The organism is Methanosarcina flavescens (assembly GCF_001304615.2).
Lineage (GTDB): Archaea > Halobacteriota > Methanosarcinia > Methanosarcinales > Methanosarcinaceae > Methanosarcina > Methanosarcina flavescens.
Window position 1 is genome coordinate 1104702 of record NZ_CP032683.1, and the last position, 15443, is coordinate 1120144.

Sequence of the window (15443 nt, forward strand, 5' to 3'; positions counted from 1 at the left end):
ACTACCACTGAGCTAAAGACTCAGTGGCTTCCTGTTTCATTCCCCTTTCTACTGAAAGCAAGTCAACAGGCTCTTCCCCGCGTTCCGCAGGTGTTGAATAGGTTTCAAACCCCTATTAGGTTTTGATCTATGAGAGCGAATTTCTTAATGTTGATAGCGGCGTTAATGTCCCTATCATGCTTTGTTTTACAATCTGGGCAAGTCCATTCTCTATCTTTCAATTGAAGCTCTTTATTGTGGTATCCACACACACTACAGAGCTTAGAAGAGGGTTCAAATTGTCCTATTCTCAGAACAGTTTTCCCAAACCATTGAGCCTTATATTCCAACTTTGTTACAAAACTACTCCATGCAGAATCACTTATAGCCTGTGCTAAATGATGATTCTTAACCATGCCTTTAACATTTAGAGTTTCCAGAGCTACAGCTTGGTTTTCGCTAACAAGTCTAAAAGAGAGTTTGTTCTGGAAGTCATTTCTCTGATTTGTTATTTTGTCATAGAGTACAGCAAGTCTTCGTTTAGCTTTTGCTCTGTTCTTAGAGCCTTTCTGTTTCCTTGATACTCTTTTCTGTAATACTTTGAGCCTTTTAAGAGAGTTTTTCAAGTACTTTGGATTCTCAACCGTTTCTCCTGTTGAAAGGACAGCAAAGTCTTTGATACCTACATCAATTCCTACTGTTGTTGATTCTGTGAAAGTTTCCTTTACTGGAAGTTCTTTTCCATCTTCAACAAGGATACTAATGTAGTAATCTCCTTTACAAGTCTTTGAAACGGTTGCTGTTTTCAACTCACCTTCAAAGTGTCTGTGCAGAACTGCTTTAATCTCTCCAATTTTAGGAAGCTTAACAGTGTTGTTTTCAAAATCAACACTATAGTGCTGAGGTACTGGGAAAGACTGTATAGGATTCTTTTTAGACTTAAATTTAGGGAATCCGTTCTTTTCTCTAAAGAATCTAGTGAAAGCGGACTCTACTTGTTTAGTCATTCCCTGTAATGATTGAGAGTTTACCTCACCTAACCATTCATTAGAGGTTTTTAAAGCTGGAATTAATTTGTTTAAGTCAAACCTAGAAATAGACTTTCCAGTTTGTTCATATGTTTTAATTTTCTGACTGAGTGCCCAGTTATAGACAAAGCGGCAGCTACCTATGTGCTGATTAAGTTTACCAGCTTGGGCTTCTGTCGGATATAGTCTAAACTTGAACGCTTTCATCATACATGGTATTATATGCTTTACCAACATATATAGTTTTTGGTAAATATGGAGTATGAGCACAAGAATCACAGTAAGTTTTTGCTTATGTACCATGTTATTTTTGTTTGCAAGTACAGGAAAAAGATATTAGAACCACTTAACGCAGAACTTAAACAGACTATTCACGATATTGAAAAAGAGTCTGACTTTGAAATACTGGAAATGGAAACTGACAAAGATCATATCCACATGTTAATTAAGAGTGAGCCTAAAGTTTCAGTTGTATCTATAGTTAGAAAACTGAAACAAGAGACTACAAATAGGTTATGGAAAAGTCAAGGCAACTATCTTAAAAGATATTATTGGGGAGAAAAGACTTTGTGGAGTGATGGGTATTTTGCCTCAACTATAGGAAATGTTAGTAAGGAAATAGCTGAGGCATACATCAGGAACCAAGGTTAAGTTGACGCTTACATCCACTAGGCTAAAGACCTAGTGGTTTTACGCTTCTTCCTATAAATGTGCATTTTCCCCTTCTGCAGCCAGCCATGTGCCTCCAGGACCTGTCCTCTTTAGAAGAAACTTCCCGGATTGGCCTATAGTCCTTGCAATTCCTAATAGCAAAGGGGCTCATGATGCTGAAGAGGTAGATATTTTTAAAAAATTCTGTCCAATTCCCCTTGCTGAAGTTCAGGAAATCTGCCATGTAATTCTAATGTTGATGCTTCCTGCACTTGTGGAGGAAGACCTGGAAAGTTTCGGCAGGGCAGTTAACTACTTCCAGACTGTAGGCTTTAAGAGAAGAGAAGTCGAGCTCCAATCTCAACCTGTTCTGGATATTATGAGATATATGCGTGATAATGGTGCAAGCGGCTCAGGCATCAGTTCTTTCGGCCCGGTGGTTTACGGAATTGTCGGAAGTCAAGGGGAAGGCAAAAGGCTACAGCAAGAAGTCCAGCGCATGCTTGACGAGTCCCTTGGCGGAAGAGCCCTGCTCACAAAGGCAAGAAACCGAGGTGCAGACGTTTTCGGGGGCCCGGATTGAAGATCAATACCTGGTTTGGAGTTCTTGAGACAGACATGGCCGGAGAAATTTTGGAATCCAGACTTCTCCCAAAAAATGTCCGGGAGCTTGCCCTTAATTCTCTTTCTCTAAGGGATGGCAGGTTGAATCTTCCTCCTGAAGGCTTTGATCTTAAAGCTGCAGCTCTTGAGAGCGGGTTTGCAGAATCTTCGGCTGAATATTACTCTATTTTACACGAAATTGCTCTTGAAGCTGCAAAACTCCAGGTTTCAGGTGCTCTCACCCCTGACCAGCGAATTATTCAGGCTGTGGAAGCGCTCGACGATATTAATGAGACGTCAAATGTCCTTTCTGAAAGGCTTTCCGAATGGTATGGAGGTTATTTCCCGGAGAGTGGGTTAAGTGGAGAAGACCTCGCCCTTTTTATTATAAAATATGGTTCTCGCGAAAATGTTGGCTCGGAAGACCCATTTTATTCGAAAGCAAGTACTTCGATGGGTGCAAAACTTGAGTCTGCAGACGAAGCACTCCTTAAAGGTTTCGCAGAAAGTGTGCGCAGCCTCTATGAGCGAAGGCGACAGCTTGAGGCTTATATTGAGAATAGCATGGAGTTGGTCGCACCCAACCTTAAACTTATTGCAGGTCCAATGCTTGGGGCAAGATTGATAAGTTTGGCAGGAAGCCTCGAAAAACTTGCTGAGTTCCCCTCCAGCACCATACAGGTTATAGGTGCTAGCAAAGCGCTTTTCAAACATCTCAGGGCTCGGGCTCCCTCTCCTAAGCACGGGATAATTTACAGTCATCCTCTGATAAATACTGCACCCTGGTGGGTAAGGGGAAAAATAGCGCGGGCTGTTGCATCAAAACTTTCCCTTGCTGCGCGAATGGACTTTTATTCCAGGGAAATAGATCCTTCTATTACGGAAAAACTTGAGGCAAAGGTTTCGCAGATCAGAGCTCAAAATCCCAGACCTCCTCTCAAAAGGCAGGAAATCGAAGCAAAGCCAAAGAAAAGGAGGAGAAGGTGAATGATTGAAGTCAAAAAGCTGTCTGATGGAATCTTTGAAGTCATAAAAGACAAAAAACAGCTTGCTACAAAAAACCTTGACCCCGGCAGAATAGTTTATGGGGAAAAACTGATCCCGGTAGAAGGAATTGAATACAGGACATGGGACCCTCGTAGGAGTAAGCTCGGAGCCATGATCCTTAAAAAGTTCAATATTCCCCTCAAGGAAGATTCGAAGGTGCTTTACCTCGGGGCAGCTTCAGGTACAACGGTCAGCCATGTTTCTGATATCGTCTCTGAAGGTGCAGTCTATGCTGTTGAATTTGCCCCGAGAAGTATGAGAGATCTGATAAGACTCGCATCAAGGAGGAAAAATATCTACCCGATTCTGGCTGATGCGGGAAAACCAGATAGTTACTCTCATCTCGTTGAGCCTGTGAACCTTATTTTTCAGGATGTTGCACAGCCTAACCAGGCCGAAATAGCTGCAAGAAACGCTGCCCGCTTTTTGAAAAAGGATGGAAACCTCATGCTTTCCATCAAAGCCCGGAGTATCGATACTGCAGCAAATCCAAAAGAGGTTTTTAAGGCAGAAGTGAAGAAACTCGAACAAGCTTTTGAGCCCAAATTTGAGATTCTTAATGCAAAGGAACTGAAGCCCTATCATGAAGACCACCTTGGAGTCCTGGCGAAGTTGAAGTGACATACCTACTTTTCAAGAATTATCTGGTTTTTCAGGGGAAAGTTTTTATATTTCAGAAGACTAACCATATTTTTTAAAGATCTCATGAGTAAATATTTTAAAGATTTCATGATTTTCATGAGTAGACATTTTGAAGATCTCATGAGTAAATATTTTGCAGACTCCGTGAAGGGACATTAGCCTCTGAAGGGGGTTCAACCTTGTGGGCTATTTACCTTCTGATGCTTACCAGCAGTCTTTTTTTCGTTACGGGCACTAGCTTTTTCCACTCTACTACGGCATCTTCATGAAATTCATATTCGTCTACCGTCTTACTCGAGAATTTGCCATCCACTTCATATACATAAAATCCTTCTTCTCCATCCGTAGAGACAACCTTGATTCTATTCCCCACTTTCTTAATTTCTACTGCAGCCACGCTTTTCAGAGCCTCGAGGAGGGTCGTGCCTTGTTCAACCTCAAGTTTCCTGTTTTCTGCAAAGTGATCCAGAAAAGAATAGATATTGCTCAGTTTGATGCCTATCATATGAGTATTTCCGAACTTTTTCCTTTCTATAAGTTCGGCTTTTTCCAGGATTTTCACATGTCTGGCAGCCACAGGCACGGAAATTCCTATTTCTCTTGCTAAGCCGGATATATGTTTATCCCCTTCACTCAGGTGTCCGAGAATTGAGAGGCGCGTGTCACTTGAAATCGCTTTAAAAAGGTTTTCTCCATCTCTATTCATTCCTGAATCCTTCATAACATTTGCTACCATGAAGATCCTTTATTTTTTCGCAAATATTTATAATTATTGCTCTCTATAACGCAAGTAACTCATAATATTGATTCTCTTAATTGTGTTTTTAATATATTACTTTAACAAATTTACTTTAATTTCCTTTTTCTGTTTTTCTTTTTTCTAAAATACTGCCTGGTTAATAGAGAGAATTTTTATGTAATTTTTGTTAAATTTTGATCTTAATTTGTTACCTCTGTCAGATGATCTTGTTTTAAAACAAAAAATATCTTAAAATATCTAAATCTCTTGCGATTCCTTCGGGCTAACTTATTTATTTATTTATTTATTTATTTATCTTCACCTTTAATCTGCAGAAAATGAGAAAAGTTTAAAATCATTCAAAAAGGTGTTCAATGGGCACTCGTTACCCTGGGAGGTAACAAACGTTATCCAAAAGCCAGTTTTTATTTAATCCTACTATAGATGCTCAGGAGATATTATGGACTCTGCGGCATTATCTCTTATTGGTATTTTGATAGGTATTCTTGTCTTTGGGATTAAAACTGGAATAGGTTGTGGATTTTCAAACATCACCACAAAAGAAATTCTGGCAATTGGAGGTAGTTACTTTTTTTTGGCTCTTTTATTCGGAACCGTTACTGACCGCATAAGCCTGGAAACCTTTGAGAGTTTTTCCTCAATGGGTATGGGAATTCATGTACTTGTTTCCCTGTTTCTTATAGTGGCCGGAGTTTACACCCAGAAAAAGTGGAATGCGGGAAAGGATGTATCCAGGCATACTTTCCTGGCTATATCCATGCCCTGTCCTGTCTGTCTGGCAGCCCTTGCAGCATCCTGCATGTTACTTTCAGGAAGCCTCAACTTTTCCGGGATAAAAATAGGGATTTTTGTAGGGATTGCTTTTTTTATAGCAGTGGTGGCCTCTTCTTTTCTTTTCAGGTTTGGGAAAATCAAGCTTGGAAAAACCCCTGAAACTATGGGAAGTGCCATGATGCTGATCGGAATTTATTATCTTTTAGGGGCTCTGCTAATTCCAGCTTATATACAAACAAAAAAGATGAACCTTGTTTCAACCGGAGGAGGAGAGACCGGAATCGTTCCTCTTATGGCTTTTGGGATCGTTGTCCTTGCAGGTTTCTTCCTGGAACGCATAAGGAGGCATGACCTGTGAGCATGATGGATTTATTATCTGACATGATGAATGTTTTCTCCTCGGCTTTGCTGATCCCTGTAATGCTGCTCCTTACTCTCCTTGTGTTTCTGTCCCTGATTCAACTGGGAGAATTCCTCTCCGAATACACAAAAAGGAATAGGGACTGGAGTAATCTGGAAACTAATTGTAAGAAAATTGAGCGTGATCTTCAAAATTCGGATTTTTCGGAAGCATCCAGATCTCTTGAGGACATAAAGCAAAATTACATGGTCACTTCTTTTGCAAAAGATGCCGCAAAATATCTGGAAGAGCGACATCTACCTGCAATTGAGAGACTTTCGCAGGAATATGAGATAAAGATGGCAAAACGGCTTGAGCATACAAAAATTATCTCAACCATTGGTCCCATGCTCGGGCTTATGGGAACTCTGATTCCATTAGGTCCTGCTCTTATAGGTCTTTCGTCAGGAGACCTCGAGACCCTTGCACGAAACCTCATGATCGCCTTTGCAACAACTGTTGTAGGACTTTTTGCAGCCGGAATAGGCTATGTACTTACACAGGTCAGAAGGCGCTGGTACTGGGAAGACATGTCTGATATCGATTACATCCTGGATACAATTGAGGACAACAACTGAAGCCTGGTATCTTTTAATAAGGAGGAAGAAAACATGCGAAAATCCAGAAGATTCAGGCGGACAGGACTTTTAAAAGACGAGGATGAGCAAAATCCCATGGCCACTGTTGCCAATGTTTTTGATGTCGCAATGGTCTTTTCTGTGGCTCTGCTGGTTGCACTTGTTATGTCATATCAACTTCCTGAACTTCTGAGCTCTAAAGAAGATTTTACGATTGTTAAAAATCCGGGAGCTCAGGATATGAAGATGATCATCAAAGAAGAAGGGAAACCCATTGAAGTTCTGAACATGACTGATAGTATTGGAGGGGGAACAGGAGAAGCCCTTGGAACGGCTTACAGGCTTGCCGATGGAAGGGTAATCTACGTACCTGAGGATGCCGAAGATAATAGTACATCCAGTTCAACTACGTCTACTTCAGACTAATTTTTTTCAACAACCAACGCAAGTTTAGTTGTTTCCACTTAAATATATTTTTAGTTAAACTCTATAAATACCAAAATTCCCCCGTTTTCCGTTCTTCAATTTGAAGAAAAATAGCATATTTAGTGTGATATTTAGTGAGTTGTAGGTATGAAAAAGAAACGTGAATATGGGAAAAAATTATTTTATGTGCTGATCCTGTTTTTATTATTTTCAGCACCTGTATCGGCAGACGAAAATAAGATAAACATAACTTATATTGCATATTCTCCAAGTGATGCTCTGGAGTTAGCCAGCAAGACAAATCAATATAGCAAATCCATAGAGTACACCTATATCCCTGCATATAATTCTACTACATATGGGGCAAGCGACGAGCTGCTTGCAGCAGGGAAGAGTGGATTCCTCAAGACACAGGATGTAATCTTCTGCCAGATGCTTGGTAAATCTGTATATGAATCAATGGATGAAAGTTTCAAAGCGGCTTCAGAAAGTGGGGTTTCACTTCTGGCAATTCAATCCTCAGATACACCTTCTTATTTTGCTTATGCTTCTAACGGTTCTATTAACGATTCCATAGGCAATTATTACAATAACATGGGCACTGAAGGAAACGGGCTCAAGAATGCGGAAGACCTATTGATCTATCTTGCAACAGAATACGGAGGGCTCTCGGAGACCAGTGCGGATTCAAATAACACTAATGAAAGTTCAGGTAATGAGTCTCTGGAAAACACTACTCCAGCTGCTGATTCTAACAGCACAAATGTAAACCTGGGCAACGAACTTCTTTTTATTCTCGGTTCGGAGGTCAATGAGCCTGCGCTTAAAAATGCTGCATCAAATCCCGGCATTTCATCGGAATTGAATGTAACTATTTTCACAAAGAACGAAGCTGTTCCGGAAGGGTTTGATTTCTCTAAATATTCGATGATCTTTATTGAGTCGCAGGAAGAATCCGCAGTAGAAAGCTGGAAAACAGGCATCGCTTCTGCTGAAGCAAAGGGTTCCATGGTTATAGGTTACAACCTTTCGCCTAACATTACCTTCCCTAACGTTGACCTGTACTCTGAGAACTACACTGACATTGAAAGATACTGGGTACAGGGTGGCGAAACGAACATGGAGAGCATGCTCAAATTAATGGGGCAGAAGTTCTCAGGTGTTTGGGAAGGAGAAACGATTGCTGAGCCTATAATCTTACAACCAAAGACTAAGATCACATACATTATCAATTCAGACTCCGGCGTTTCTTACCTCAAGCAGGTACTTGCCGAAAGGAAAGTCATCACAGATCTCTTCGATGTTAATGTTATGATAGGGCTCGAAGCTGTAAACACCACACTGAATGTTTCTGATAATGATGTAGTCATGCTGTATATGGTCGGAGCAAATGAGTTTCCTCAAATCAAGGATGAGCTTCTTGTAGCAAAGGGGAACGGTGCACAGATAGGAATGTTCGGTATGCTTCCAGACCCATACGGCATTGCAACTCTAAACATGTCGGAATCCCCTTACAGTGCAATGACGGATTATCTGTATAATGACGGCTATGAGAATATGGAGAACTGGATTCGCTGCATAGGGGCAACTCTTGAAGGTGTTTATATTGAGTATTCTCCTGCAGAAGAACCGGAAGTCTCTGAGGATGGTATTTACCATCCGGATGCATTTCCCAGAATCTTTGAGAACAGTACGGAATATCTGGAATGGTATGCTGGCCATGGATATAACCAGCCTGCTCCTACAATAGGAATAATCGGAAACAAATTTGGCAGTAGTTCTCTTGAATTCAATACCGGAAATGCCATAATCAGGGAACTTGAGTCCAGGGGATGTAATGTAATTTATACTTCCTACAAAGTATGCACGGATGATGTGGATTATTTCACCAGTAATGGGACAGTACTTGTTGATTCTATCATTTCATTGAAAGGTTTCTATCTCAACTATGATGACCAGGAAAAAGGGGTAGAATATCTCGAAAGATATAATGTCCCTGTAATAAAAGGAATAGAAGATTACTACCAGACTCCTGATGAATATAATGAAAGCGTATCTGGGTTAAGTTCCAGCTCAATTGCCTATCAAGTTGCTCAGCCTGAAATCGACGGCCTTACAGATTACATATGGGTGGCTGGAAAAGTCCAGAACGACGTTACAGGACAGTATTATTATGAGCCTCTGGATTCTCAGGTTGAATGGATCTGCGGCAGAGCTATTGCCTGGGCAGAGCTTGGAAGAAAGGAAAATGCAGATAAAAAGGTCACTATTCTGTATTATAACCATGACGGAGGCAAAAATAACATTGGAGCCAGTTATCTTGACATCGGCTCAAGCTTGTCCCTGCTTCTGGAGGAGATAAAGACAGCAGGGTATTACACTGGGAACAACACTACTCCAAACGGTAGTGAATTCATAGACCTGTTCATTGAAAGCAGAAATGTTGGGGCATGGGCACCCGGAGAGCTTGAAAAAGTTGTTGAATCCGGACTTGTAACCCTCCTGCCTGCAAATGAATATCTTGAATGGTATAATGCTCTTCCTGAAAGCGTCCGCGCCGAGGTTGAAGGAACATGGGGAGTAGCTCCAGGCAACGTCATGGTCTATGAAAACGAGAGTGGGAAGCATTTTGTAATTCCAACTATACAATTTGGGAATATCAACTTCATACCCCAGCCAACAAGGGCAGGGCTTTCCGATGAATCCCTAATATTCCATAATTCCTCGATACCTCCAACACACCAGTATCTTGCAACGTATTTCTGGATCAACAATGTATGCGATGCTGATGCCATGATTCATTTCGGCACCCACGGAACACAGGAATGGCTACCAGGAAAAGAGGTTGGGCTGTGGAGATATGACTATCCATCTATCATGGTGAATGAAACCCCTGTTATCTACCCCTATATCATGGATAATGTAGGAGAAGGTACGCAGGCCAAGCGTAGAGGAAATGCAGTAATTATCGACCATCTGACACCTCCAATCGTTGAATCAGGCCTTTATGGGGATCTTGCTACAATGAGAGATAAGATCGAGAGCTATCAGAAGGCTACACGTAATAATGATACATCAATGATGGCGCTTTATCGCAACAGCACGATAGAACTGTATAACAATCTAAGTCTTGTGGATGACCTCAATGTCTCAACCGATGAATTAAATGCAATGACTGATGATGAATTCGAAAATTTTCAGGACACCGTACTGCTTGACTATCTGGATGGTCTGGAATCCACACTAATGCCTTACGGACTCCATATTTTCGGTGTAGCTCCTGAAGGAGAAAAACAGGTGGCTATGGTAAAGTCCATGCTTGGAGGCAATTTCACTGACCATATTTATAATTCAATATCCAGCGGCAATATAAGTGAGGACTACCTGGAAAATGAACCGGGTTCAACTGCTCTTTTACTTTTGAATGCTACTTTGCTCAATGGAACAAACGTGTCAACTGCGCAGTTTGACATTCTCGGTGATACAGATGACAATATAAAATCTGATCTTAACCTGGCACTTGAGTATGCTGAGAACCTGAACCAGACCTCCCGTGAAATAAACCAGACTCTGCGTGCACTTAATGCGGAGTACATTAAACCGGGCACAGGAAACGACCCTATCCGCAATCCAGGAGCATTACCCACAGGGAAGAACTTCTACAGTTTTGACCAGAGAACGATTCCTGATGACGAAACTGAAAAAATGGGCAATGTTCTCATAAATAACTGGCTTGATGAGTATTATGCAGAAAATGGTACATATCCAAATAAAGTAGCCTTTACGCTCTGGTCTGTTGAAACCATGCGTCATGAAGGGCTCATGGAAGCAGAGATCTATGCGCTCCTGGGCGTGAAATTGGAAAGATCCAGTGGCAGGATAACCGGATTTAGTGTGATCCCTCAGGAAAATATGACACATCCGAGAATTGACGTGTTACTTGTACCTTCAGGACTTTACCGTGATACTTTCCCATATCAGATTGAATTGATGGACACGGCAGTACGTATGGTTGCGGAGCTCAATGAAACAAATGAGACAAGCTATGTAAGGTGGAATTCCCTGAAAATTGAAGATTCAATGCTGGAAAGCGGATATAATGAGAGTACGGCACATAATATCTCGATGTCAAGGGTCTTTAGTGAAGCTCCGGGTACTTATGGGACTGGAGTTACCGAGGCCGTAGAGGCAAGTGACACTTGGGATAATGAATCTAAAGTTGCAGATCTATTCATTTCCAGGATGTCTAACATTTATGGTCTTAATGATTGGGGCACCAATTACGAAGACATATTTAAAAAGAATCTGGAAGGTGTGGATACATCCATGCATAGTGATACATCAAACCTCTATGGACTCATAGACAATGATGATTACTATTCCTACTTCGGAGGCCTTTCACTTGCTGTGAGGTCGCTGACAGGAGAAACCCCTGATATGTACATATCTGACCTGACAAGTGTAGATAACTCAGAAATAGTCACGCTGAATGAGGCTTTCAGGACAGAGCTGCGTTCAAGGTACCTCAATTCCAAATGGATTTCAGGCATGATGGAGTTCGACTACCAAGGTGCCAGAGAGATGATGAAATTCACGGAATATATGTGGGGCTGGGATGCGACTACCCCTGAGCTTGTTAAGGATTCAGACTGGAACCAGATATATGATGTATATGTAAATGACAGGTATGATCTTGGCCTGGACGAATACTTCAAGGAAACCCCATACCAGTATCAGTCCATGACCGGAAGGATGCTCGAAACCTCAAGAAAAGGCTACTGGGATGCTTCTGATGAGGTCATCCAGAATCTGGTTAAAGAATATGCTGAATCTGTAGTCGAAAGTGGGGTCACCTGTTGTCACCACACCTGTGGAAATGCCCTGCTTGACGAATATGTTCAGGGGGTAATGTCAGTTCCGGGGGTTGTCGACCAGGCAACTGCAGATGAATATAAGAGATTGATGCAGGATGCAACAACTGCTCCGCAGCAACCCAGCGATAGTAGTAGCAATAGCAGCAATAGCAACAGTAGCAGCAGTAGCAGCAGTCATGGCAGTCACAGTATTGGGAAAGCTACTGTAGTTTCAAAAGATAGTACAGTCAACAAACAGACAGCAAGTGCCAGGGAATCGACTCATAATCAGACAGTTAAGGATTCAGATGCAGGGTATGGTATGGATTCTCCTGAGCCTGCTCCTGAAGCCCGGCAGACTTCTCAGACATCTGATTCCAACTATGTTGAAGGTTATGAGATGCAGAAAAATCCTGTCGAAGAAAAAGAAAGTGGAGGTACTTCCTTCTCGGGAGCTGATATCATAGGAATTCTCTTCGTGGTAGCAGCAGTGGGAGGAATTTATATGGGATTCAGGAAAAAGAAGTTTTAAATTAGACTCGAAAAGGGGTAAGCCCCTTTTCAAATTTCATCTGAAAAAAGGACTTTATTTTTGATCTATCAACTTGATGTATTAATTTTTTGTTCATGTTCTGTCCTTTGCTTCTTCATCCTTTTCTTCATTTTTTTTCATTTAGAGCTTCAGGGCGCCAGTGCAACTTTGGCAATAGTAGGAGCTTACAGGGCGGGGTAACGAATGTTACCCAAATAATCAGATCTAAATAATAATATTTTAATTCTTTTTTTAATCCTCTAATTGATCCATTAAAGATCACCTTTTGAGATTAGCTGGGTGTAGACTGTGAGAAATTGCTCGGCCAATAGACTTTTACTGTTTACCCTTGGAGTTTGCAGCCTCACACGCGCCGAGTAGAAAGCCTCTCCCAGCTTCCTTCTAGAACTCATGAGCGAAGACTAAACCTGGATTCATCTATAGGAAGATGATAACTTGAAATGGAAGAGAATACTCGTATTAACTGTCGTTTTTGCACTGTTAATCCTGATCTCAAGCTCCGCATCCGCAGCTACTCTTTATGTAAAGGAAGGAGGAGGTACAGGAGAATATGTAAACCTGCAGGAAGCCATAAATGCCGCTTCTGAAGGGGATGTTATCCTTGTCAAGGAAGGAAGATATAGTGAAAATGTACTTGTAAATAAATCACTGGATATAATCGCCAAAAACCCATGCCCTAATAAAACCGTCATCACTGCTCTGAACCCCGAGCACCCTGTGTTCCATGTGATTTCTGATTCCGTAAATATCAGTGGATTTACTTTGAAAGGAACAAATTTGACACATGGAATTTATCTCGACGGTGTTTCAGAAAATAATATCCGTAACAACTATTTTTCAGGAAACTGGAGAAGTATCATGCTAAAAAATTCGCATGAGAATTCTCTGGAAAACAATTATTTATCTAACAGTGACGATGGAATCTGGCTTGAAAGTTCTGGACACAATTTAATAAAAGATAATAAGGCTAACTTTAATCGGCATTATGGTTTCTATCTGAACGCGTCCGAAAACAATACCCTTCAAAATAATTGCGCGTTTAAAGGAGCAATTGGCATCTACATAACAAATTCTTCTGGCTGTCGTGTTATTGACTCGGAAACATCAAACAACTTTTATGGGATCTATCTTATAGGCTCTGGAGAAAGCCTGCTCGAAAACAACACCGCAAACTCAAATGAGATGTATGGTATATATTTAGGAAACTCGAATGGAAGTACTCTGGAAGGAAATCTTGCAAATTCAAACAAATGGGGGATTTATCTCGACTCAAGCTTCTGTGTGCTTAAAAACAACACAATGCCTTGCAACAGCAGGAATTTCGGAGCCTACACCTATCACTATACTGGAGAGATGAATAATACAATCGATACCAGCAACACCGTGGATGGAAAATCGATATACTATCTTGTAGGGGTTTCGAACCAGACTCTTGATTCGGGCTCAAATGCGGGAGTTATCTATTGCATTAATTGTGAAAATATTACTCTAAAAGACCTGGTCCTTGAAAATAGCAGTTTCGGAATTTACCTGTACAATACTCAAAACTCATTGCTTGAAGGAAACAATATTTCAAACAACGAACATGGGATTTACCTTGGAAATTGTTCGGTAGTAACTCTCAGGGGCAATGAGGTCAATTCGAATGAAGGTGATGCCTTCATCTTAAGCAGCTGCAACAATTGCCTTGTAGTGGAGAACAATGCTTCGAACAATATGGCTGGTATATGGCTCTGTGATTCCAGCAAAAACAATGTCCTTAAAGAAAATACAGTTACTTCGAGTAGCTGGTGCTGCATAGACCTTGGGGACACAAGCTGTAACAATACTCTTGAAGGAAATGTTCTTTCCGGGGCGTATGAAGGAATCTACCTTTACGGAGCCAGTGAAGAAAACATTTTGAACAACAACACTATCACAGCCAGTTCCTATGGATTATTTACAGAGGGCTGCGGCAACAATACTATCTCAGGGAATAGAATTTCAGAAAATGATGTTGGAATATCTCTTAACTTGAACTGGAAAGATGAGACAAATTCGAATTACAACACCATCTACAACAATTATCTGAATAACAGCAAAAACGTCGAAGACTACGGAACAAACACCTGGAACATTTTGAAAACCGAAGGTAGGAACATCGTTGGAGGACTTTACCTGGGTGGAAATTTCTGGGCTTCTCCGAAAGGAGATGGTTTTTCAGAGACTGCTTCGGATGAAGATGGAGATATGATTGCAGACCTGCCGTACAATGTAACGGAAACGAACTATGACTATCTTCCCCTTGTGTTCGAGAAGCCGGTAGAAAAAACCGAAACTGCGGACGGAAATAAGTGTAATAAGACAGAGTAAGCCTGGAGAAGAAAGGAGAGAAAAATATGTACGGAAAAAGTTTGAATTTATTTGTTCTGTTAATCCTGGGCATAGTTATTTCACAATTAGTCTTTTCGATGCCAGTAGGAGCTTGTTGCGGGCAGGAAAATAAGAGTGTGGGAACAGTAATAATCGCTACTGTTGAAGGAGATTCTCACACTTTTGGGAAGGATAGCATTGCGTCTGCACTTGAGGAGGAAGGTTTTGAAGTAATTAATCTTGGGAATGGTATTTCGGCTGAAAGTTTAGCTGCAAACGCAAAAGAAAAGAAAGCCGATTTTGTATTCAGTTCCGCCTCCATGAGTACTACCATGGTCCACCAGATCCAGATTGAAGAGCAACTCAAAGCTGCTGGTATCAGGGATAAAGTTATAACAGGTGTAGGAGGATCGCTGGTAACTCAGGCCTGGGCTGACCAGATAGGAGCTGACATTTATACTGCAGGCTCTGCAGACGCGGTGTCCAAAGCAAAATCGTCTCTACTGAAAAGTAACAATAATGTTCTAAAAAATCATATTAAAGTCAATGAAAGTACCAGTTGCAAAAGCTATCAAAGATAAATTCCTGTTTTAAATCCCTATTTGAAATGCGGCGCAATTAAATCGCCGTATTTTTTCATTTTATCTGAATCTGAATCTATTTTTTCATAAACTCTGCATATTTTTAGTTTTTTTTAATTAAGGCCTATTTACTGTTTTAATTTCGTAAATATGCTCTAAAATTCTCTTATTACCTTGAAAGCTAATAATTGTGAGCCAAAAACCTCTATTTATGTA

At 41.0% G+C, this 15443-nt stretch carries 12 protein-coding genes; 10 read left to right on the forward strand and 2 right to left on the reverse strand.

Annotation, left to right across the window (positions count from 1 at the left end; genetic code table 11):
- Window positions 1-104 precede the first annotated feature (104 nt).
- Window positions 105-1217, reverse strand: a complete 1113-nt coding sequence (tnpB, locus tag AOB57_RS05000) for an IS200/IS605 family element RNA-guided endonuclease TnpB (protein ID WP_054297574.1) — start codon at window positions 1215-1217, stop codon at window positions 105-107.
- Between the two features lie 45 nt (window positions 1218-1262).
- Between tnpB and tnpA the strand changes: the two genes are divergently transcribed.
- From tnpA to AOB57_RS05020, 4 genes are all read left to right on the forward strand, one after another.
- Complete coding sequence (gene tnpA / locus AOB57_RS05005; RefSeq protein ID WP_054297573.1) at window positions 1263-1658, forward strand: IS200/IS605 family transposase; 396 nt, start codon at window positions 1263-1265, stop codon at window positions 1656-1658.
- 88 nt (window positions 1659-1746) lie between these two features.
- The gene (locus AOB57_RS05010) at window positions 1747-2241 is read left to right on the forward strand and encodes a beta-ribofuranosylaminobenzene 5'-phosphate synthase family protein (RefSeq protein ID WP_226999650.1); all 495 of its coding nucleotides are present in this window, start codon (window positions 1747-1749) and stop codon (window positions 2239-2241) included.
- A complete protein-coding gene (locus AOB57_RS05015) occupies window positions 2238-3248 on the forward strand; it encodes an NOP5/NOP56 family protein (protein ID WP_054297903.1) in 1011 nt (336 codons plus the stop codon). Before AOB57_RS05010 ends, AOB57_RS05015 begins: the two co-directional genes overlap by 4 nt.
- Window positions 3249-3929: a fibrillarin-like rRNA/tRNA 2'-O-methyltransferase gene (locus AOB57_RS05020; protein ID WP_054297902.1), complete on the forward strand. Its 681-nt coding sequence runs from the start codon at window positions 3249-3251 to the stop codon at window positions 3927-3929. It abuts the gene before it with no gap.
- A gap of 211 nt (window positions 3930-4140) precedes the next feature.
- Here the strand turns inward: AOB57_RS05020 and AOB57_RS05025 are convergent, their stop codons facing one another.
- Window positions 4141-4686: an ArsR family transcriptional regulator gene (locus AOB57_RS05025; RefSeq protein WP_054297901.1), complete on the reverse strand. Its 546-nt coding sequence runs from the start codon at window positions 4684-4686 to the stop codon at window positions 4141-4143.
- Between the two features lie 463 nt (window positions 4687-5149).
- Here AOB57_RS05025 and AOB57_RS05030 point away from each other — a divergent pair, with 463 nt between their 5' ends.
- The 6 genes from AOB57_RS05030 to AOB57_RS05055 all read left to right on the forward strand — a co-directional run bounded on the left by AOB57_RS05030 (window position 5150) and on the right by AOB57_RS05055 (window position 15227).
- Entirely contained in the window at window positions 5150-5842 is a 693-nt protein-coding gene (locus AOB57_RS05030) for a DUF2162 domain-containing protein (protein WP_054297900.1), read from the forward strand.
- Window positions 5839-6462, forward strand: coding sequence for a MotA/TolQ/ExbB proton channel family protein (locus tag AOB57_RS05035; protein ID WP_054297899.1), 624 nt, complete (start codon window positions 5839-5841; stop codon window positions 6460-6462). Before AOB57_RS05030 ends, AOB57_RS05035 begins: the two co-directional genes overlap by 4 nt.
- Window positions 6463-6495: 33 nt before the next feature.
- Window positions 6496-6888 carry a DUF2149 domain-containing protein gene (locus tag AOB57_RS05040; RefSeq protein ID WP_054297898.1) on the forward strand — a complete coding sequence of 131 codons (393 nt, stop codon included), beginning with the start codon at window positions 6496-6498 and terminating at the stop codon, window positions 6886-6888.
- Between the two features lie 147 nt (window positions 6889-7035).
- A complete protein-coding gene (locus AOB57_RS05045) occupies window positions 7036-12273 on the forward strand; it encodes a cobaltochelatase subunit CobN (protein ID WP_054297897.1) in 5238 nt (1745 codons plus the stop codon).
- Between the two features lie 456 nt (window positions 12274-12729).
- Window positions 12730-14646, forward strand: a complete 1917-nt coding sequence (locus AOB57_RS05050; protein ID WP_054297896.1) for a right-handed parallel beta-helix repeat-containing protein — start codon at window positions 12730-12732, stop codon at window positions 14644-14646.
- A 26-nt stretch (window positions 14647-14672) separates the two neighbouring features.
- The gene (locus AOB57_RS05055) at window positions 14673-15227 is read left to right on the forward strand and encodes a cobalamin B12-binding domain-containing protein (RefSeq protein WP_054297895.1); all 555 of its coding nucleotides are present in this window, start codon (window positions 14673-14675) and stop codon (window positions 15225-15227) included.
- Window positions 15228-15443: the final 216 nt, after the last annotated feature.

Coding starts and splice junctions, on each gene's coding strand:
- tnpB (WP_054297574.1), bottom strand. CDS start 1,217: ATGATGAAAGCGTTCAAGTTTAGACTATATCCGACAGAAGCCCAAGCT.
- tnpA (WP_054297573.1), top strand. CDS start 1,263: ATGGAGTATGAGCACAAGAATCACAGTAAGTTTTTGCTTATGTACCAT.
- AOB57_RS05020 (WP_054297902.1), top strand. CDS start 3,249: ATGATTGAAGTCAAAAAGCTGTCTGATGGAATCTTTGAAGTCATAAAA.
- AOB57_RS05025 (WP_054297901.1), bottom strand. CDS start 4,686: ATGGTAGCAAATGTTATGAAGGATTCAGGAATGAATAGAGATGGAGAA.
- AOB57_RS05030 (WP_054297900.1), top strand. CDS start 5,150: ATGGACTCTGCGGCATTATCTCTTATTGGTATTTTGATAGGTATTCTT.
- AOB57_RS05040 (WP_054297898.1), top strand. CDS start 6,496: ATGCGAAAATCCAGAAGATTCAGGCGGACAGGACTTTTAAAAGACGAG.
- AOB57_RS05045 (WP_054297897.1), top strand. CDS start 7,036: ATGAAAAAGAAACGTGAATATGGGAAAAAATTATTTTATGTGCTGATC.
- AOB57_RS05055 (WP_054297895.1), top strand. CDS start 14,673: ATGTACGGAAAAAGTTTGAATTTATTTGTTCTGTTAATCCTGGGCATA.